Raw genomic sequence first — 22,204 nt, 5'->3', positions numbered from 1 at the left:
GGTCGCCGAACGCCCCGATATCGACTCCTTCTTGCTTGTTCGACACTGGTCCGCCCCGGTAGGCCGAATCCGACAGGGTTCGTGGGTCATCGCAGAGCTGTGGGCCGGTTAGCTGAAGGATGTTGTACTCGAATGCGTGAAGCGCGCACCTCTCCACGTGAAGTTCGTCGTGCGCCGCGCGGTCGAGGCAACCGAAAGTCGAGTGCTCCCCTCTTCCCTCAGCTGCTGACCGCGGCGGTCGACACCGCCGGTGATGCCGTCGCTGTGTCCTGTACCCCTGTCGACGGCGCACGCCGCGAACTCACCTACACCCAACTCGACGAGTACTCGTCCCAACTGGCCAGAGACCTGATCGCGCGCGGCATCGGTCCCGGCGATGTAGTCGCGCTCGGATTCACCCGGTCGATCGAGTCGGTGGCGGCGGTGTGGGCGGTGGCCAAGACCGGCGCTGCCTATGTCCCTGTCGATCCGGCGCTGCCCGCCGAGCGGATCGCCTATCTTCTCGAAGACTCCGGCGCCGTCCTCGGTCTCACCGGCACGCCACATCGGGAGATGCTGGGCGATTCGGTCGACTGGCTCGACATCGACGCCCCGGCCCAGCGCGACCGCATCGCCACCTACCCCGCCCACCCGATCTCCTACCTCGACCGAGTTCGTCCGCTGATCGATCAGCACCCGGCCTATGTCATCTATACCTCCGGTTCGACCGGGCGTCCCAAAGGCGTGGTCGTCACCCACACCGGTCTCGGTGCCTTGGTCGCGGCCGCCCGGGAACGCTATTCGGTCGACGAAGGCGACCGCGTGCTGCACGTGTGTTCGCCGAACTTCGACGTCTCGGTACTCGAGCTGCTGGTGGCATTCAACTCCGGTGCCACGCTGGTGGTCTCACCGGCGACGGTCTTCGGCGGCCCCGAACTCGCCGAGCTGCTGCGCCACGAACGCGTGACCCACCTGCTGATCACCCCGGCGGCGTTGGAATCTGTCGACCCCCGCGACCTGGATGCCCTGCGTGTCGTCGTCGTCGCGGGCGATGCTTTCGGCCCGACCCTGGTCGAGCGCTGGGCCGACGGGCGTGCCTTCTTCAACGGCTACGGCCCGACCGAGGCCACCATCCTCGCCACCGGCACCACCGCACTGCGGCCCGGACAGCCCATCACGATCGGCACGGCATTCGCCGGAGTCGGTGCGACAGTGCTGGATTCGCGCCTGCGCCCGGTTCCCGCGGGCGTGGCGGGTGAGCTGTATCTGTTCGGGCCCGCGCTGGCCCAGAGTTATCGGGGCAGGCCCGCGCTCACCGCTGAACGATTCGTCGCGTCACCTTTCACCGATTCCCGCATGTACCGGACCGGCGACCTGGTCCGGCGCACCGCCGACGGTGACATCGAATACCTCGGCCGCTCCGATTTCCAGGTCAAGATCCGCGGTTTCCGCGTCGAACTCGGCGAGATCGACGCCGCGCTCACCGCCCACCCCGACATCGAGTACGCGGTCACCCTCGGCACGAAAGCCGACTCGGGCGCGACCGTGCTGGTGTCGTATGTGCTTGCCCAGCAAGGCAAGTCGATCGACGCCGACGCGGTAGCGCGCTTCGTGGGCACCTCCCTGCCCGCCCATATGGTGCCGACCGTCCTGATGACCCTCGACGAGATCCCGTTGACCCCCAACGGCAAACTCGACCGCAACGCCCTGCCCGCACCGGTTTTCGGGGCTGTGGGTTCGCGTGAACCCGAGGGCCCGGTCGAGACCGCCATCGCCGAACTGTTCACCCAGATCCTGGGTCTGGAGCAGATCGGTGCCGAGGATTCGTTCTTCGCCGCCGGTGGCGACAGCATTCTGTCCATCCAGCTCGTGTCGCGCGCGCGCAATGCCGGCATCACGTTCACCCCGCAGGCCGTGTTCGAACACCGCACCGTCGCCGGGCTGGCGCGGGTGGCGGTGGTGGGTACCGAGTCCGCGCCCACGTTGACCGAACTGCCCGGCGGCGGTGTGGGCATGATGCCGTTGACGCCGGTGCTGGCCGCGTCGCTGGCCGGTGGGCGGGTGTTCGGCCGGTTCACCCAGCAGATGGTGTTGGCCCTGCCTGCCGGTATCGACCGAAATGCCCTGGTGGACACCCTCACCGCGGTGATCGACCACCACGACATGCTGCGGGCCGGTCTGCGACAGGTCGACGGGCAGTGGGAGCTGCACACTCTGCCGCCGGGCGCGGTGGACGTGGGCGACCTGCTCCAGCGCGTCGATGTCCCGGCGGGCACCGACGCGCTCGGTGAGATCGCCGACGCCGCGATGGATTCCGTGCTCGCGGCGCTGGACCCGCAGGCGTACCGGATGATCGGCTTCGCGTGGCTCGCTCGTCCGGACGGCCCCGACGGTTTGATCGTCGCGGCCAACCACGCGGCGATCGACGGAGTGTCGTGGCGAATCCTGTTGTCGGACCTGGTCGCCGCGGGGGCCCAGGTCGGCCGACGTGTCGTCCTGCCCCCGGTCGGCACGTCGTTTCGTCGCTGGGCGCACGGCCTGACCGAGGCGGCGCCGAACAGGCGCGAGGAACTCGACCACTGGCGCCGGACCCTGTCGGTACCCGACCCGCTGCTCGGCGATCGCCCGCTCGACTCCCGCGATACCGCCTCGACGGTGCGAACCATCAACGTCGAAGTTCGCGCCGACATCACCCAGGCGATCCTGACCGACCTGCCCACCCGGTACCGCGCGGGCGCCGAGGACGGCTTGCTCGCCGCCCTGGCCATGGCTGTGCGCACGTGGCGAGCCCGGCGCGGTGTCGACGCCCCCACGACCCGCGTCCGTCTGGAAGGCCACGGCCGCGAACAGTCCGCGGTCGACGGCGCCGATCTGACCCGCACGGTCGGCTGGTTCACCAGCATGTATCCGATCGCCCTCGACCTGAGCGAGGTCGAGGGCGACGCCGCGTGGCACGGTGGCGACGCCACGGCCGCCGTCGTCAAGGCCATCAAGGAACAGCTGCGTGCGGTGCCGCACAAGGGCATCGGTTTCGGCATGCTCCGCCATCTGGACCCGGAATCGGCATCGCGGCTCGACGGCCCCCTCGGCCAGGTCGGCTTCAACTATCTGGGCCGGATCACCGCGGGCGATCTCGGCGATACCGACCACAGCTGGCTACCCACCGCCGGGTGGGGCGAGCCCGTCGCCGAACAAGACCCCGATCTGCCCGCTGCCGCCGTCATCGACATCAACGCCCTGGCCACCGGTACCGACGCCGGCCTGACTTTGCGCGCGTCGTTCTCCTACGCTTCCGGCATCATCGACGAGGCGTCGGTGCGCGAACTGGCCGACTGCTGGACCGCGGCCCTGACGATCCTCGCCGAACACCTGCGCGATCCGGCAGCCGGTGGGCTCTCGCCCGCCGACGTGCCGCTGGTCCAGGTCACCCAGGCAGAACTCGACACCTGGCATCGCGAACGCCCGCACCTGACCGATGTGCTGCCCTTGGCGCCGCTGCAGCTCGGTCTGTTCTTCCTCGCCCAGGTGTCGCCGGCCGACCCGTATCTGGTCCAGCTCGCGGTCGAGCTGACCGGCGAGGTCGACACCGACCGCCTGCGCCGAGCCGCCCGAACCGTCCTCGACCGCCACGCGATCCTGCGCACGGCCTTCGGATCGTCGGCGGCGGGCACGCCGGTCGGTTTCGTGGCCGAGGGTGTTGCGGTGCCGTGGCAGATCATCGACACCGAACTCGACGATGCCGACGAGTTCCTGGCCGCCGAGGCGCGGATCGGTTTCGAACTCTCCACTGCGCCGCTGCTGCGCTTCACGCTGTACCGCCGCACCCACGGCATGCATCTGGTGTTGACCGCGCACCACCTTCTCGTCGACGGCTGGTCGATGCCGTTGCTGATGCAGGAACTACTGCTCTGCTACGCCACCGACGGCGCCCCGGCGGTGCTGCCGCGGGTACGCCCCTACCGTGACTACCTCGCCTGGCTCGCGGGCCGAGACCGTTCCGCCGCGTTGCGCGGCTGGCGCGAGGCGTTGACCGGGCACACCCCGACCCTGCTGACCACCGTGGTCGCGCCGCCGACCGAGCCGTGCGAGGGCCACGGGATGTGCACCGTCGAGCTGTCACCGGCGGAGGCCGGGGACTTGGCGGCCTGCGCCGCGGCCAACGACGTCACGGTCAACACCCTGTTCCAGGCGGCATGGGGTGTGGTGCTGGCCGGTGCGTTCGGCCGCGACGACGTGGTGTTCGGTGCGGTGGTCTCGGGTCGCCCGCCACAGTTGGACGGCGTCGACACCATGGTCGGACTCTTCGCCAACACCATCCCCGTTCGCGTCCGTGTCACCGAGTCCGAGCCGTTGCGGAACATGTTGTCGCAGCTACAGTCCGAGCAGATCGCCGTGCTGGACGGCCATCACCTCGGTCTCGCCGAGATCCAGCGGGCCGCGGGCACGGGCGAACTGTTCGACACGCTCATGGCCTACGAGTCCTATCCGGTCGACACCGAGGGAATGCGACGCGCGCACGGCTCCATCGACGGCCTCGAGATCGTCGATATTCGAGCCGCCAACGCCACGCACTACCCGGTGGCTGTGGGTGTCGAGGTGGGCGAGGGGATTCGCGTCGGCCTCCAGTACCGCCTGGACCTGATCGACACCGGCATCGCACAAGCTCTCGCGCACCGCCTCCGCGCCACCCTCGACGCCTTCGTCCACACACCCGACCAGACCGCCACACAGCTCCTGGACACCCTCGACCAGCACAACGATCCGATCGCGGAGGCCGGCTACTGGCATCGCGTCCTCGCGGACCTGCCTGCCGAACTGAACCTTCCGACAGATCGCACCCGGCCCGCGAGCCTCGTGTCGGCCGACGCCCGCGTCGGCTTCGAGATCCCCGCCGAACTTCATGACCGCATGCGGAATTTCGCCGATTCCCGCGACACGACGGTCTTCAGCCTCGTGCACACGGCCTTCGCGGTGCTGCTGGCCCGGCTGGCCAACACCGAAGACATCGCGATCGACACCCCGTGCCCGCAGTCTCCGGATGCCCGCCTGGTGTTGCGACTGCCGGTGTGCGGCGCGACCTGTGTCGACGAGCTGCTGGCTGAGGCGACCACGGTCGCCCGGCGAGCATTCAGGCGAAACGGGTTGTCGCACAGTAATCTCCAGGCCGTCGGCGACGCGGCGGGGCCACTGGTGCGGGTCACTGTGATGTCGGACGAATGCCCGACTGTGGCTGCCGTGGAGCGCGACCTCGTGCTGTCGCTGCGCGCCCCGAGCTCCGACGACCATCGACGATCAGGCGTCGCGGATGACCACCGACCAGGTGTCGCCGCCGCCAGCGACCGCCCGGCCGGTCCCATCACCGCCGAATTCGTTTACGCGAGTGCGCTGTTCGACCGGGCAACGGTCGACGTGTTCGCGCAGCGCCTGATTCGCCTGCTGGCGGACGCGATCGAGCGCCCGGACACCGCTGTCGGTGATCTCACCATCCTCGATGCCGCGGAAGAATCGGCCCTCACAGCGCGCAACACCGACACCGACACCGCCCTGTTCCCCGACCTGATCGCACGCGGCAACGCGCTGGGCCTCGACAGGATCGCCGTCCGGCACGAGGGCCGTTCGATCACCTACGGCGAACTGACCGAGCGGACAACCCGCTGGGCCCGCGAACTGATCGCACAGGGCGTCGGCCCCGAAGTCGCTGTCGCCGTTGCCCTTCCCCGGTCCTACGACATGGTCGCGGCCGCGCTCGCCATCGCCGCGGCGGGTGGGGTGTATGTGCCGATGGACCCGCGCAATCCCACACGTCGCCTCCAGCACCTGGTCACCGACTCGGGCGCGATACTCGGCATCACCGCCGCCGCGCACCTCGGCGACCTGCCCGACGAGCCCGCCTGGTTCACACCCGACGACCTCGACCGAGTCACCGCCACCCACCCGACGACACCGATCACCGACGCCGACCGCCGCGCACCCCTGCGCGTCGACCACCCCGCCTACCTCATCTACACCTCCGGCTCCACCGGTCTGCCCAAGGGCGTCACCGTGACCCACGCCGGTCTGGCACCGCTGGTCGAGGAGGCGGTCCGCCGCTACCGCCTCGAATCCGAGCACCGCTTCCTGCACATCTGCGCCCCCTGGTTCGACCCCTCCGTGCTCGAATGGCTGTGCGCCTTCACCACCGGCGCGACGCTGGTCGTCGTCGGGTCCGACATCGCGGGTGGGATCGAACTCGCGGATCTGCTGGCCGCCGAGTCCGTCACCCACGCCATCATCACCCCCGCGGTCCTGGGCACCCTCGACCCGGCCGGTCTGCACGCACTGGAGTCGTTGTCCGTCGGCGGCGACGTGAGCACCCCGGAACTGCTCGCGAAATGGCAGCCCGGCCGCCGCTACCTCAACGGTTACGGCCCCACCGAGACCACGATCATCTCGTCCTACGCCGAACTCACTGCCGGACACCCGATCTCGATCGGCGCCCCCGTGCGCGGCACACACGCGATGATCCTGGACGCCCGCCTGAACCCGGTCCCGCGGGGTGTCACCGGCGAGCTCTATCTGAGCGGGCGCGCGTTGGCGCGCGGCTACCGCAATCAGCCGACGACGACCTCGGCCCGATTCGTCCCCGACCCGTGGGGTGCGCCCGGCACCCGCATGTACCGCACCGGCGATCTGGTGCGCCTGCGCGACACCGGCGAGATCGACTACCTCGGCCGTGCCGACACCCAGGTGAAGGTGCGCGGTTTCCGGATCGAACCGGGCGAGATCGATGCCGTGCTCGTCAGCCACCCCGATGTCGAATTCGCGGTGACCGTCGGACGTCGGAGCCCCGCCGGATCGACCACGCTGGTGTCCTATGTGCTCGCGGCACCGGATCGTTGCGCCGACCCCCTCGTCCTCACCGCGTACGCCACCGACCGCCTGGCCGCGCACGCGGTGCCGTCGGCGATCGTGGTGCTCGACGCGCTGCCCCTGACCTCCAACGGCAAACTCGACCGCAACGCCCTGCCCGAACCGGTCGTCGCCACCGCGCCCACCGCGGCACCCATCGGTGCGAGTCAAACCCTGCTGGCCGAGCTGTTCGCCCGCGTCCTCGGTATACCGCGCGTCGGCGTGCACGATTCGTTCTTCGCGCTCGGTGGCGACAGCATCCTGTCGATCCAGCTGGTGTCGCTGGCCCGCGCCGCGGGCATCGTCTTCACCACCCGTGACGTGTTCGAACACCGCACCGTGGCAAAGCTGTCCGACATCGCCGCGCTCGACAGCCCCCAGTCGCCCGTGCTGGCGGAACTGCCCGGCGGGGGCATCGGCGATATCGCGTTGACGCCGGTCCTTGCCGAGTTCCTGACCACCGGTTCCAGCGACCGTTTCGCCCAGACCATGGTCCTGGCACTCCCCGAGAACATCGACCGCCCAGCTCTGGTCGCCATCATCGCCGCGGTCCTGCGCCACCACGACATGCTGCGCTCGCGCCTGCGACGCGACAGCGACGACTGGCAGTTCGAAGTCCTGCCACCCCATCGTGTCGACGCGGACTCTCTGATCACCGAGATCGACGCGTTCTCAGCGCTCACACCGGATGAGCTGACCCGAATCGGCACGGCCGCCATGGATTCGGCGCTCTCGGCGCTGGATCCCGCCACCGCCCGCATGATCGCCTTCACCTGGATCCGCAGGCACGGCGCTCGCGATGTCCTGGCGGTCGCCGCCCACCACTACGTCATCGACGGTGTCTCCTGGCGGATCCTGCTCCCCGACCTGGTCGTGGCCTGGGCCCAGTACGCAGCAGGTCAGCGGATCGCCCTGCCGCCGGTCGGTACGTCGTTCCGCCGGTGGGCGCACGGCCTCGCCACCGCCGAGCGCACCGCCGAACTCGACCACTGGCAACAGGTCCTGTCCACCCCTGACCCGCTGCTCGGCGCCCGCGCGGTCGACAGCAGCCTCGATACCGAGGCGACGATGCGGTCGATCACCGTGCAGATCCCCGCCGAGATCACCGAACCCCTGCTCACGACGCTGCCCGCGCAATACCGGGCAGGCGCCGATCACCCGCTGCTCGCCGCCTTGGCCTTGGCTGTGCGGGTCTGGCGTGCCCGGCGCGGTGTCGACGCTCCCACTCTGCGATTGCGACTCGAAGGCCACGGCCGCCAGGAGGACGCCGTCCCCGGCGCGGATCTGACCCGCACCGTCGGCTGGTTCACCACCGTCTACCCCGTTGCCCTGGACCTGTCCGCGATCACACCGGCGGTCTTCGACGACGAAGCCCTCGCCGCGACGGTGCGCACCGTCAAAGAACAGCTGCTGGCCGTGCCGGACAACGGTATCGGCTTCGGTGTGCTGCGCCGGAACCCGCACACCCGAAACCGGTTGTCCGGCACCATCGGCCAGATCGGCTTCAACTACCTGGGTCGCGCGAGCACCGCGGCCCGGACCACCGACGAGACCGCGTGGCTGCCCACCGCCGACCTCGGTGACATCGCCGTCGACTACGACCCCACCCTGCCCGCGCACACCGTTCTCGACATCAACGCGATCGCCGTCACCACCGACACCGGGCCGCGACTGCGGGCGGACTTCCGCTACGCCACCGGCATCCTGTCCGAGTCCGAGGTCCAGGAGCTGGCCGACGACTGGACGAGCTGGCTCACCGCACTGGCCGACCACACCCTCCACCCGTCCGCGGGCGGGTTGACCCCCTCCGATGTTGCCCTGGTACAGGTTTCGCAAAACGACCTCGACACCTGGCGCACGACCCACCCGGGTCTGTCGGATGTGCTGCCGCTGTCGCCGTTGCAGCACTCGTTGCTCGCGCTGGGCGAGATGCTCGACGAGTCGGTCCACGCCTATGTCATCCAGCTCATGGCCGAATTGACCGGCGAGCTCGACATCGACCGGCTTCGCCACGCGGCCGCGACGGTGCTGAACCGGCACGCCAACCTGCGCTCGGCCTTCGTCACCACCCCCGACGGCACCCCCGTTCAGCTCGTCGCCGACGCCGTCGAGGCACCGTTGCGGATCGTCGAAGCCACCGACACCGAGCTGCCCGCGCTGCTCGCCGCCGATCAACAGGCAGGTTTCGACCCCACGATCGCGCCGCTGCTGCGATTCACGGTGTACACCATCGGTTCCGGGCGCAGCCATCTCGTCCTGACCGGCCATCACATCCTCCTCGACGGCTGGTCCATGCCGCTGCTGATGAAGGAACTGCTCGTCCTCTACGCCACCCACGGCGACGCGACCCCGCTGCCGCCGGTGCGCCCCTACCGCGACTACCTCGCCTGGCTCACCCGCCAGGACCGCACCGCCGCGGAGCGCGCGTGGTCGGAGGTCCTCGACGGGGTGTCGGCGACGATGATCGCCCCCGAGCTCACCTGGCCGCCGGCGACCGGCCACGGCTACGGCCTGTGCGAGTTCGAACTCGACGCCGCGCGGACGTCCGCGCTGACCGCCGTCGCCGCGGCCGCCGAGGTCACCGCGAACACCGTGTTCCAAACAGCCTGGGGCCTGGTCGTCGCCGCGAGCACCGCACGCGAGGATGTCGTGTTCGGTGCGACCGTGTCCGGGCGCCCGCCCCAGCTGGACGGCGTCGGCGACATGATCGGACTGTTCGTCGACGCGGTCCCGGTGCGGGTGCGCATCGACCCCACCGCCACCGTCGGTGACCTGATCCGCGCCGTCCAAGCCGAGCAGGCCTCCCTGCTCGATCACCACCACCTCGGCCTCGGCGCGATCCAGCGCGTCGCGGGACCGGGCGAACTCTTCGACACCATGCTCGCTTTCGAGTCCTACCCCGTCGACGTCGAAGGTCTCCAACAGGCCGGCGGCGCGCTCGACGACCTGAGCATCGACGACCTGCACGGCGCCGACCACACCCACTACCCGATCACGGTCCTGGTCTTCCTCGGTGCCCGCACCCAGGTGCAGATCAAGTACCGCCGCGACCTCGTCTCCGATCCCGCGGCCCGCGCGCTCACCGACCGTCTCCGCACGGCGATCGACAATCTCGTCGCCGCCCCGACCACGGCTGTCGTCGACCTCGCCCACCAGCTCACCACCGACCCCGCCGACCCGATCACCCGATCCCGCTACTGGCGCCAGACGTTGGCCGACCTGCCGGCTCGCCTGGTCCTGCCCACCGACCACGTGGTCGTCGGCGGCGCACGCCCCGACCTCTCGCGCGTGCAGCGTGAGCACGGCGACAGTCGCCTCGGCGCCGAGCACGGTTGTGCCAGATCGACCGTCCCGACGACGGTGCACCGAGCCCTCCATGAACTCGCCGACACCGCGAACGTGAGCAGGCAATCGCTGGTCGGCACCGCCTTGGCTGTACTCCTCGCGCGACTCACGGCATCCGACGACATCGTGATCCGAACCCGCACTCCTGATCTGTTGCTGCGCATCACCATCGATCTCGCGGCGCCCTTCCTCGATCTGCTCACGCGGGCACACGAGGCCGAGACGCTGGCGCTGGCTCATGCGGGAATCCCGCTCGCGGACTTCGCCGAGCTGCTCGGCGTCGAGCCCCGCGCGCTGGGACAGGTGTCGCTGGAAGTACGGTCCACCGGCTCATCGGACGCCCCGTTGCCCGTGCCCGCCGCGGCGACGACCGCAGCCGGTTCGGATGCGCGGCACACCCTGCCCGGGGACGACGCCGTGACAGCCGGCGAACTCCTCGTGACGGTGCTCGAGACGACGTCGGGCGCGGCGATCGAGATGTCGTTCGCCCGAACCGTTTTCGATGACCACGAAGCGGACACGTTCGTGCGGCGCCTGGCCCGGCTGCTCACCGCGATCGCCGCCGACCCACGGATCCCGGCCGGTGATCTACCGCTGTCCGATCACGCCGAGTACACCTTCTTGACTCATCTCGGCGACGGCCCGACTCCGTCGGCCACCTCCACCCTGCCCGAGCTGCTCGTGCGCGGCACCGGCTACGGCCAGCATCGAATCGCCGTGCGCGACACCGCGAATACTTACACCTACGGCACCCTCGACGCCGATTCCTCACGTTTGGCCCGAGTCCTCATCGACGAGGGAATCGGCCCGGAAACAGTCGTCGCCTCGGCGATCCCGCGCTCCTACGAGTCGATCCTCGCGTTCTGGGCCATCGCCAAGGCGGGTGGCGTGTACCTCCCCGTCGACCCGAACTACCCCGAAGACCGTGTCCGTCACATGATCGCCGACTCCGGCGCCACCATCGGCCTCACCGTCGCCGCCAGGGCGAACAGCCTGCCCGGCTCGCTGCGCTGGCTGGCGCTGGACGAACCGGCCGCCCGGGCCCGTATCGCCGCCCGCTCGTCGACCCCGGTACGCGACCGTGACCGCCGAGCACCCCTGCGCCGCGACAACATCGCCTACGTGATCTACACCTCCGGCTCCACCGGCACACCCAAGGGCGTCTCGGTCACCCATGCGGGACTCGGCGCCCTCGTCACCCACTCGGCGGCCCTGATGCGCCTGCGCCACGACCACCGCATGCTGCACGTCTGCTCACCCAGCTTCGACCAGTCGATCGAGGAACTCGCCACCGCCTTCCACCACGGCGCCACCCTGGTCATCGCCCCGCCCGACACCCTGGGCGGCATCGACCTCGACGACCTGCTGCGCACCGAACAGGTGACGCACACGATCATCACCCCCGCCCTGCTGAGCACCCTGAACCCGGCCACCCTGCCCGACCTGCAGTGCGTGTCCGCCGGCGGCGAAGCCACCGCCCCCGAACTGCTGGCCACGTGGCAACCGGGCCGCAGCTTCCTCAACGGCTACGGTCCCACCGAGGCAACCATCGGCGCGACCTACTCGGTGCTGCGTGCCGGGGACCGCGTCACGATCGGTCGCCCCGTGCCGGGCATGCGGGCCGTGGTCCTCGACGCCCGTCTGCACCCGGTGCCGGTGGGCGCCACCGGTGAGCTCTATCTCGCGGGTCCCGCACTCGCACGCGGGTACCGTGGCCGCCCCGCCGCCACCGCGGATCGTTTCGTCGCCTGCCCCTGGGCCGGACCCGGCGCACGCATGTACCGCACCGGCGACCTCGTCCGCTGGGTGCACGGCGACACCTACGAGCTGGAATACCTGGGCCGCACCGACTTCCAGATCAAGATCCGCGGCTTCCGGATCGAGCCCGGTGAGATCGACGCCGTCCTGCTGCGGCACCCGCAGGTGAGTTTCGCTCTCACGCTCGGCACGCAGAACCCCGCCGGGGACACCGTGCTGGTCTCGTATGTGACAGGCCGCGAGATCGACCCCGGCGCCATCACACGGTGGTCCGCGTCGATGCTGCCCGCGCACATGGTCCCGGCCGCCGTCGTCGTCCTGGACCGTATCCCGCTCTCGGCCGCCGGAAAGATCGACCGGACTGCGCTGCCCGCACCGGAGTTCGTGACGCGCACCTACCGTGCGCCCGCGGCCGGGCTGGAACGTACCGTCGCCGAGGCGTTCGCCGAGGTGCTCGGTGCCGAACGCGTCGGCGCCGACGACAGCTTCTTCGATCTGGGCGGCAACTCGCTGCTCGCCACCCGCCTGACCGCTCGGATCGGTGCCGCACTCGACATCCGGGTGCCGGTGCGCGTGCTGTTCGCCGCACCCACCGTCGCCGAATGCGCGCACGAGATCGCCGGATTGGCCCGCGCGGCCCGTCGACCCGCCCTGCGGGCGCGCCCACGACCTGATCACATCCCCCTCTCGCCCGCCCAGCAGCGCATGTGGTTCCTCAACCGCTTCGATACCGGAACCGCCGCCTACAACATCCCGGTCGTGCTCCGCCTGACCGGCTACCTCGACACCACCGCGATGCGGCAGGCCTTCACCGATCTCGTCGCACGCCACGAGATCCTGCGCACGATCTACCCGACTGTCGACCAGGTACCGGCCCAGATCGTTCTGCCTCCGGACCACCCGGATGTACCGCGCCTGCACGTCACCACGATCGCCCCGGACGTCGACGAAAGCCTGACCCCCGCTGTGACAGCACTGGTGTCGACCGTTTTCGATGTCACCCGAGAAGTGCCCTTGCGTGCCACCCTGTTCGAACTCGGCCCGGCCGACCACGTCCTGGCCATGGCCGTGCACCACATCGCCGGTGACGGCTTCTCCGGCGGACCCCTCACCCGCGACCTCGTCATCGCCTACACCGCACGCGCGCAAGGACAGAGCCCCACCTGGGCACCGCTGCCCGTGCAGTACGCCGACTACGCGATCTGGCAGCAGACCCTGCTCGGCGACGAAACCGATCCCACCTCGGTGTCGGCCACCCAGCTCGCCTACTGGCGGCAAGCTCTGGCCGAGCTGCCCGACCAACTCGAACTACCCCGCGACCGGCCACGACCGGCGATCCAGTCCTACGCGGGCGGCCGGGTTCCGTTCACCGTCGACACCGCCACCCACGCCGCCCTCGCCGAACTGTCGCGGACCCACGGCGCGACCCTGTTCATGGCCGTGCACACCGCCTTCGCGGTGGTACTCGCCGAGCTGTCGGGCACCACCGACATCGCCATCGGCACACCGGTCGCCGGCCGCGGCGACGCCGCCCTCGACGACCTGATCGGGATGTTCGTCAACACCCTGGTCTTCCGCACCCGCGTCGACGCGGGTGCGAGCTTCGCCGCACAGCTCACCCGCCAGCGCGACACCGACCTGGCTGCCTTCGCCCACGCCGACATCCCGTTCGAACGGCTGGTGGAAGTCCTCAACCCGGCCCGCTCCACCGCCCGCCACCCCCTGTTCCAGGTCGGTTTGTCGTTCCAGAACCTGGCCGAGGTGCGCATGGACCTGCCCGGCACGAGTGTGTCGTCGGTAGAACTCGATCGGGAGCTGTCCCAGTTCGACCTGCACCTGATCGTGGCCGACCGCTACACCGCCGAGGGTTCTCCGGCGGGCATCACCGGCTACTGCACCTACGCCGCCGACCTGTTCGACGCGGCCACGGTCGCAGGTTTCCTGGCTCGGCTCACCCGCCTGATCACCGCGGTGGTCACCGACCCGGGCGCACCGCTGTACAGCATCGATCTGCTCGCCCCCGCCGAACGAGTCCGGATCCTCGACACCTGGAATCACACAGCGCGACAGGCAGATCCGGCCGCGACCCTCGCCTCGATGTTCGATGCGACCGTCTCGCGCGCCCCGGACGCCCTGGCCCTCGTCGCCGACGACACCCGGCTGACCTACGCCGATCTCGACGACCGGGTCAACCGCCTGGCCCGTTACCTCATCGCCGCGGGCGTCGGCCCGGAAACCCGGGTGGCACTGGCGATGCGGCGATCGATCGACCTGGTCGTGGCGATGTACGCGGTCAGCACCGCGGGCGGGGTGTACGTGCCGGTCGACCCCGACCACCCTCGATCGCGCACCGACTACATCCTGGACACGGCCGCCCCGCTGCTCGTCCTCACCAATGCCGACACCTGGCTCGGCGCGGCCGAGGACCTCGCGACAACCCGTGTTCGATGTGTCGAGCAGGTGGACCTCGCCGCACACAGCCCCGCCCCGATCACCGACCGTGATCGCCGCGCGCCCTTGCGGCCCGCGAACACCGCCTACGTGATCTTCACGTCGGGATCGACGGGCCGCCCGAAGGGTGTCGCCGTCTCCCACGCCGCGATCGTCAACCAGTTGCGCTGGAAGACAGCTGAATTCGGTCTCACCGCACAGGACAGCGTGCTCCTCAAGACCGCGGCCACCTTCGACCTGTCAGTTTGGGAGTTCTGGTCCGCGGCGATCTGCGGTGGTCGACTGGTCCTCGCCGCGCCCGACGGCCACCGGGATCCGGCCTATCTCGCCGACCTGATGCGCCGCGAAGAAGTGACAACTCTGCACGTCGTGCCGTCGATGCTCGACACCTTGGTCACCGAGCAACTCCCCTCCTCGCTGCGCCGCGTCCTGGCCATCGGTGAGACTCTGCCGGTCGCACTGACCCGCCGATTCGCCACCGCGGCGCCGAACACCGCCCTGTTCAACGTCTACGGCCCGACCGAGGCCGCGGTCTCGATCACCTGCCACCGGGTGAGCGCCGCCGACGCGACCACCGTCGCGATCGGCACACCGGTCTGGAACAGCCAGGTCTACGTCCTGGACGCACGGCTACGCCCGGTCCCCGTCGGTGTCCCGGGCGAGCTGTACCTCGCGGGTACTCAGCTGGCCACCGGCTACCTGGGCCGTCCCGATCTCACCGCCGAACGCTTCGTCGCCAACCCGTTCCACGCGGGCACCCGCCTGTACCGCACCGGCGACCTGGCCGCCTGGCGCGCCGACGGCGAACTCGAATACCGCGGCCGCACCGACTTCCAGCTCAAGATCCGCGGCTTCCGCATCGAACTCCAGGAGATCGATGCGGTGCTGGCTTCCCATCCCGACGTCGGCTTCGCCGTCACCGTCGGTCGTGAGAACCAGGCCGGGGAAACAGTTCTGGTGTCCTACGTGGTGGCCTCGCACGGCCACGAGGCCGACGTGGACAGTGTCGCGCGATGGGCGGCTCAGGCACTGCCCACCCACATGATTCCGGCCACGATCACGGTGCTCGACGAAGTCCCCCTGTCCCACACCGGCAAACTCGACCGCGCCGCGCTGCCCGCGCCCGCACTCGCCACCCGCGCCTATCGGGCCCCGGACACGGCCATCGAACACACCGTCGCCGCAATCTTCGCCGATGTCCTGCGCCTGGACCGCGTCGGCATGGACGACCACTTCTTCGAACTCGGCGGCACCTCACTGAGCGCCACCCGCCTGTCGACCCAGCTGGGTGCCGCGACGGCCGCGACCGTCCCCGTCACCTGGATCTTCACCACCCCCACCCCGGCGGGCATCGTCGCGGCATTGCGCGCCGAGGGCACCGACAGCGCGGGCATCGACGCCGCTTTCGACGTCCTGCTGCCTTTGCGCACCGAAGGCACCGGCGAACCGCTGTTCTGCGTCCACCCCATCAGCGGTATCGCCTGGTCCTTCAGCGGCCTCGCAGCCCACCTCGACCGCCCGCTGTACGGTCTCCAGTCACCGGCGCTGAGTTCGAGCGAGCCGCTGCCGGATTCGATCGAGGAATGGGCGCTGCGCTACCTCAAGGAGATTCGCGCGGTGCAGGCCGAAGGTCCGTACCATCTGCTCGGCTGGTCCCTGGGCGGTGTCATCGCGCACGCCATGGCGGTGCAACTCCAGGAGGACGGCGAGCAGGTGGCGGTGCTGGCCATGCTGGACAGCACCCTGTCGTCGGCTTCGACGGCTGTCGCGACGACGGTGACCGCCGCCGACCTGCTCGGCGGATTCGCCGGCACCGAGCAGGTGGACCTCGCCGACCCTGTCGACATCCACCAGCTCGCCCGGACGCTGTTCGAGCGCTCCGCACCACAAGCCGCGGTCGACCCGTCCCGTATCGACCGGATCGTCGACGCGGCGACCACCTCGGTCGCCCTCGACGCCGCCTACCACCCCCGACGTTTCGACGGCACCATCACCTATTTCACCGCGGCCCACAGTGATCCGACCGGAACCACCGGTGCGTCGTCCTGGTCCGAGGCGGTGACCGGCACCGTCGACAATCATGCGGTGGCCGCAACCCACTGGCGCATGACCGAAGACCACGCCCTCACCGTCATCGCCGACACGCTCCGCAAGGAACTGGGCTAGCCGAAACCGAGTGTGGCGCGGCGCTGTCGGCCTGGTAGCGTCGCGGTGTCCGTGACATCGCAGGAGGAGGTGAGACCCATCAACGCAGTAGTCCATGGGTGCTCCCGCCCAGCACGGTCGGCCGCCTGACGCCAAGGTCGCCGGGAGCGCCCCCACAAGGCACTCCCGAAGGGCACAATCATGCATTTCACCGCACACACATCGTTGAACGGTGTCGCCGAACGCCATTTCACCCTGGGTGAGATCACCGGCGTCCTCTGGTCTCGCGCAGCCGATTCCGGCACCATCGCCCCGGTGGTGCTGATGGGCCACGGCGGCGGTCAGCACAAGCAGGCACCGGGCATCGTGGCGCGTGCTCAGCATTTCGTCACCGCCTGCGGCTTCACCGTGGTCGCGATCGACGCTCCGGGCCACGGTGGTAGGCCACGAACTCCCGCGGACGACGACCTCATTGCCGCGCTGCGACATGCCCGAGCTGCGGGCGAGCCCGTCGCACCGATCATCGTGGAATACAACGCTTCGCTGGCCGCGCGCGCCGTCCCCGAATGGCAGGCAACCCTCGACGCAGTGCAGCAACTTCCGAGCATCGGCGTCGACGCCCCCGTCGCGTACTGCGGCACCGCGCTGGGTACCGCCATCGGTGTCGCGCTGACCGCGGCGGACCCCCGGATCTCCGCCGCCGTCTTCGGCCTGCTCGGTCACCGATCCCTGATCGAGGCGGCCGCCTCGATCACCGTCCCCGTCGAGTTCCTGCTCCAGTGGAACGACGAATACGTCGACCGTGACAGCGCGCTCGCCTTGTTCGACGCGTTCGGCTCGGCGGAGAAGACCTTGCACGCCAACCCCGGTGGACACGCCCAGGTCCCGGCGTTCCAGCTGATCACCACCACCGAATTCCTGACCCGCCACCTGGCCCGAACAGCCTGACACCGGCGTGTCCGGGTCCGGCACGATCAGACCCGGACACGCTGAGTGACCCAGATCACTCTTGCGGTTGACCTTGGGTCAACGTGGACGCTCATCTCATGACTTCGAACGCGAACACCACAGCGAGCACCACCGCAACCGCTGCCGCACACCACTATTCGACCCTGCAGCAGACCATCGAGGAGATCGTCGCCACCGGATTCGTCGGCCTGCACGTGCGAGTCGACGACGCGCAGGGCGTGTGGGTCGGCAGCGCCGGGCGCAGCGAGCTGGGCCAGAGCGCACCACCGCCGATCAACGGGCGCGTCCGGATCGGCAGCAATACCAAGACTTTCGTCGCGACCGTGGTCCTGCAACTGGTAGCCGAGGGCACGATCGCCCTCGACGCTCCCGTCGTCGACTACCTGCCCCGGTTCGAGTTGGATCCGCGCGTCACCGTCCGCATGCTGTTGCAGCACACCAGCGGGATCTTCAACTTCACCGGCGAGTTCTACGAAGACGGGACGAGCGCGCCGGGAGTCGTCGCCTGGAGTGGCAAAGACTGGGTGGACAACCGTTTCCAGACCCACCACACCGACGAGCTGGTGCGGCGGGCATTGGCAAAGCCCGCGCGGTTCGAACCGGGCACGGACTGGAGCTACGCCAACACCAATTACGCGCTCGCCAAGCTGTTGATCGAAGCGGTCACCGGTCACTCGCTGGCCGAGGAGATGCAGCGACTGATCCTGGGCCCGCTCGGGCTCTGCGACACCGTCGTGCCGGAGACCTCGACCGAGATCGGCGGACCGCACGCCCACGCCTACTACCGCTATGACGACGCCGGGGTGGAGCAGACGATCGACGTCACCTCCCAGAACCCGTCCTGGATTTCCAGCGGCGGCGACATGATCTCGACCAGCAAGGACCTGCACACCTTCCTCTCCGCACTGCTGCACGGCACGCTGCTGCCCGCCCCGCTGCTGGCCGAGATGCTCACCCCCGAAGCCAAGGTCGGCTACGGCCTTGGGGTGTTCGTCCAGCAGACCGAGACCGGCACCGTCATCACCCACAACGGCGGCCACGGTGGCCATGCTGCGCTGATGTACAGCACGCTCGACGGCACCAAGACCATGACCGCCGCACTCAACTACATCGACGACGCCGACCTGTCGATGTCGGCGACGTTCCAGGCCGCGACGCAGCGACTGCTCGACGAAGTGTTCGGTGCCGCTACGGCCTGAACGCACCTTCCGGGGTCGCGCCCAGCTGCTCGCGGCCCCGGATGCTTGACCTCGACGCACCATCAAGGTCAACTTTCTGAGTAGGACTACCTCGAACAAGGCGGACTGAGCAGATGATGAACGGCGTCACGATCGGCCAGGCCGCGGTTTTCGCCGGTGTCACGATCAAGACCGTGCGGCACTACGAGAAGAACGGTCTACTCGACGAACCGGCCCGCGACAGCTCCGGCTACCGGCGCTACGGTTCGGCCGAACTGTTACGGTTGGTGCAGGTCAGAACCCTCGCCGCCGCCGGAGTTCCGCTGGCCGAGATCGGATCGCTGCTCGACGCCGACGCCGACGCGTTCGCCACCGAGCTCGCCGACGTCGAACGGCGTCTCACCGAGCGGATCGAGGAACTGATCGTGCGCCGAGACACGCTGCACCGGCTGGCCGACGGCGACCGCACGCTGCTGCCCGACCGCGCGGTGGAGCTGCTCGCTCGCCTACCCGGCCTAAGCTTTCCCCCGGCGGAGGTGGCAGCGGCCAGGGAAGGGTGGGTGCTGGCCAGAGCGCTGGTCCCGGAGGGCTTCGACGATTACCTCACCAATGTCGAGAACGCCCTCGAAGACACCGAGTTCCTCGCCCTGAGCAGGCGCGCCTCGGAATCGGCCAGCTGGGAACCGGACGACCCGCGCGTCGAGGAAGTGGCTACCGCGCTGGCCGAGCACTATCTCGCCCACCCCGACCAGCTGAAGATCGTGACGGGCCTGCAAGCCCGCACAGACGCCGCGACACGCTACAAATTGATCCGCCACCACGGTGAAGAGCAGGAATCGGCCCCGGCCCGGCTCTCGGCCCTTGTCGAGGCGAAGCTGCGGGCCGCCGGCGTCTACATCCCCGGATCTCGCTGACCCGCACGCTCAGATCTGCCGCACCCACGCGACGAAGAACAACCCGCCCGCCGCCACGAGAACCAGGGCGACCGGAATCGCCCACCACGACCGGTCACCGCCGAGCACAGTCCGCGTCACCCGCAGCTGTAACCGGCCGCACAGGGCGATCACCGCGACGAATGCCGGCGCGATCAACGCACCCGACACCGCGTGCACCAGCCACGCGCCCGCCAGCGTCGGCCCGCCCCACGAGGTCTGGTAACTGTCGGCGGCGACCAACGGATAGGCGAACCCACGCACCAGAACCAGCACGCTGAGCATCGCGAGGAACCAGCCGAGCAGCCCGACACCACCGGAGAGCACCGATTGGATCAGGCAGCGTCGCAGGGAAATGTCGTGGGCGCCGACAGGTTCGCGCAAGAGCAGTCGCGGCACCCGCAGCCGGGTCCGCACCCGGGTGAAGGCCAGTGGCAGTGCCAGCAGTTCGTAGATCGCCGACCGTGCCACCGTGCCGATCACCGCAGCGACCCGGCCGCCGCGAGGTCGTCGAACAACAACTGGTCGACCGGGGGAACCAGATCGCGGTCCCCGAATCCGAACCAGGCCAGCGCCTCGATCTCGCTGCTTGCCGTGAGCACCCCGCGATAGTCGGCGGTGTAGCACGCCATCCGGACGACGGTGTCGTGCCCGTCGGCGATCGCGGCCTCATAGGTGCCGACGTGGGTGGCGCTCTCGGGCGTGAGCTCGACGGTCAGTTCTTCGGCGATCTCGCGGACCAAGGTCTGCAGGTCGGTCTCGACGCCTTCCCGTTTGCCGCCGGGGATGAAGAACACGTCCTTGCCGCGCGGGCGGGCACACAGGATGCGACCGTTCTCGATCAGTACCCAGGCCACCGTATCGATGAGCTGCTGTCTCGCAGGTTCCATCACGGCCCGCAGCTTAATCGGCGCGGGCGCGACGGTGTTGCCCAGTCCCTGGCGCCCGGCCGCCGGCGAGGCGGTGCTACCTCTGGCGCATCCGGCGGTCAGTGGCCGGGCAGCACGCACACGGTGTCCAGCCCGAGGACCCGGTTGAGGCGGCCGAACGCCAGCCAGGAACCGATGCTCATGCTCAGCTCCACCACCTCGGCCTGGGAGTATTCGGCGAACATCCTGGCCCAGAATTCGTCGTCGAGGCCGTGGTGGTCGGTGGCGTAGCGCTCGGCGTATTCGGCGGCGAGGCGGGTCCGTTCGTCGAACCGGTCGGTGTCACGCCAGTGGGTGACGGCATCGGGGAATTCCGCTTCGACCTTCTGTCCGTCGCGTTCGGTGCGCCAGTCCTGACAGAACAGGCAGCCGTTGATCTGGGCGATCCGCAACCGGGCCGCTTCGAATTCACGCAGGCCGAGGGTGGAGTGCTCGTAGACCGACAGCGAGAATGCCGCTGCGGCGACGCCGATGCCGGGCACCATCTCGCCCCACACGTAGCCGATGGGATCTTTGCCCTCGGGAATGTCGATGATCATCGTGGTGTCCTTCCGAGTTTGCCGACCGCGGCGCGCAGCGGCACATCGAGTGCGTCATAGAGACCGGGCGGCGCCTCGACCAGCCAGTCGATGGCATTGACCAAACGTCCCACCGCCGTGGCATTTCCGCCCGCCGCGCGATTGCCGCCTTCATCGGTCGCTTCGACGCTGACCTCGATGCGTGGCGAACCCTCGATGATCACCCGGTGGGCACCGTCACCGTCGGGTGGTGTCGGCCAGTCCGGTGCGCAGCTGGGATGGATGCGGGTGACGTGCTCGATCACGATGCGCGCCTGCCCGTCGACGATGCCTTGCACCTCGAACCGCACCGCCCCCTGTGTGCCCGCGTCGAACGCCCCCATCTGGGTGGTCTGCACTGTCGCGTCGAGGGCGCGCCGGTCGACGGTTTCGCGGATCTCGTCGAGTTCGACACCCAATGCTCTGGCCATCAGCCGGATCTGGCCGCCCCACACCATCGTCGGCACGCTCGCCATCAGCATCGGCGGCTGGTAGTCCATCGGCTGTCCCATCCCGACGAGGTAGCGCACCGAGTCGGGTTGGTCGTAAGTGGAGTAGTCGAAGATCTCCTGGCAGCGCACCACGTCGATGGTGGCGGCGAGCCCGCTGATCAACAGCGGCAGCACATCGTTGCCCCAGCCGGGATCCACCCCGGAGACGAACAGCGAACCACCGCCCGCGGCAATGGCTTCCAGCACCGGCTCGCGCATTTCGGCCGGTGCGTTGCGCGGGTCGTAGAGGGCGTAGAGGGCCGGGGTGACCACGACGGCGCCGGCCCGGATCGCCCGCACGATGTCGGCGAGCGCGTCGTCGGGCCGGATGTCTCCGGACGCCGCGTACACCACCGCCTGGGGTCCGGTGGCGAGTAGCGCGTCGATGTCGTCGACGGCGGCCACCCCCAATTCGGTGTCGAGGCCTGCGAGCGTGCCCGCGTCTCGGCCGACTTTGTCGGGGTTGTGCACGAGCACCCCGGTGAGAACCAGCGCCGGATGGGCAGCCACGGCACGGATGGCCGCGCGGCCGACGTTTCCGGTGCCCCAGACGATCGTGGGGATCATCGAGCCACCGTAGCA

General features: G+C 69.4%; 8 protein-coding genes. 4 read left to right on the top strand and 4 right to left on the bottom strand.

Features of this window, described 5'->3' with window-relative positions; all coding sequences use genetic code 11:
• Positions 1-132: 132 nt before the first annotated feature.
• From ACWFRF_RS18190 to ACWFRF_RS18175, 4 genes are all read left to right on the top strand, one after another.
• Complete coding sequence (locus ACWFRF_RS18190; protein WP_452451096.1) at positions 133-16,587, top strand: amino acid adenylation domain-containing protein; 16,455 nt, start codon at positions 133-135, stop codon at positions 16,585-16,587.
• Between the two features lie 180 nt (positions 16,588-16,767).
• Positions 16,768-17,514 carry an alpha/beta hydrolase family protein gene (locus ACWFRF_RS18185; RefSeq protein ID WP_452451094.1) on the top strand — a complete coding sequence of 249 codons (747 nt, stop codon included), beginning with the start codon at positions 16,768-16,770 and terminating at the stop codon, positions 17,512-17,514.
• A gap of 98 nt (positions 17,515-17,612) precedes the next feature.
• Positions 17,613-18,734, top strand: a complete 1,122-nt coding sequence (locus tag ACWFRF_RS18180) for a serine hydrolase domain-containing protein (protein ID WP_452451092.1) — start codon at positions 17,613-17,615, stop codon at positions 18,732-18,734.
• A gap of 113 nt (positions 18,735-18,847) precedes the next feature.
• Positions 18,848-19,627, top strand: coding sequence for a MerR family transcriptional regulator (locus ACWFRF_RS18175; RefSeq protein WP_452451090.1), 780 nt, complete (start codon positions 18,848-18,850; stop codon positions 19,625-19,627).
• Between the two features lie 9 nt (positions 19,628-19,636).
• On the opposite strand, the gene ACWFRF_RS18170 is transcribed toward ACWFRF_RS18175, so the two are convergent.
• From ACWFRF_RS18170 to ACWFRF_RS18155, 4 genes are all read right to left on the bottom strand, one after another.
• A complete protein-coding gene (locus ACWFRF_RS18170; protein ID WP_452451089.1) occupies positions 19,637-20,128 on the bottom strand; it encodes a hypothetical protein in 492 nt (163 codons plus the stop codon).
• Positions 20,125-20,535, bottom strand: coding sequence for an NUDIX hydrolase (locus ACWFRF_RS18165; RefSeq protein WP_452451356.1), 411 nt, complete (start codon positions 20,533-20,535; stop codon positions 20,125-20,127). The genes ACWFRF_RS18170 and ACWFRF_RS18165 overlap by 4 nt, the downstream gene beginning before the upstream one ends.
• Positions 20,536-20,633: 98 nt before the next feature.
• On the bottom strand, positions 20,634-21,113 hold the full coding sequence (locus tag ACWFRF_RS18160) for a carboxymuconolactone decarboxylase family protein (RefSeq protein WP_378991755.1): 480 nt from the start codon (positions 21,111-21,113) through the stop codon (positions 20,634-20,636).
• Positions 21,110-22,189: an NAD(P)H-dependent amine dehydrogenase family protein gene (locus ACWFRF_RS18155; RefSeq protein ID WP_378991753.1), complete on the bottom strand. Its 1,080-nt coding sequence runs from the start codon at positions 22,187-22,189 to the stop codon at positions 21,110-21,112. Before ACWFRF_RS18155 ends, ACWFRF_RS18160 begins: the two co-directional genes overlap by 4 nt.
• Positions 22,190-22,204 lie beyond the last annotated feature (15 nt).

Source organism: Nocardia sp. NPDC055165 (genome assembly GCF_053606985.1).
Note: the sequence above shows the minus strand (reverse complement) of the source record. Positions and strands in the feature narration are given on the sequence as shown.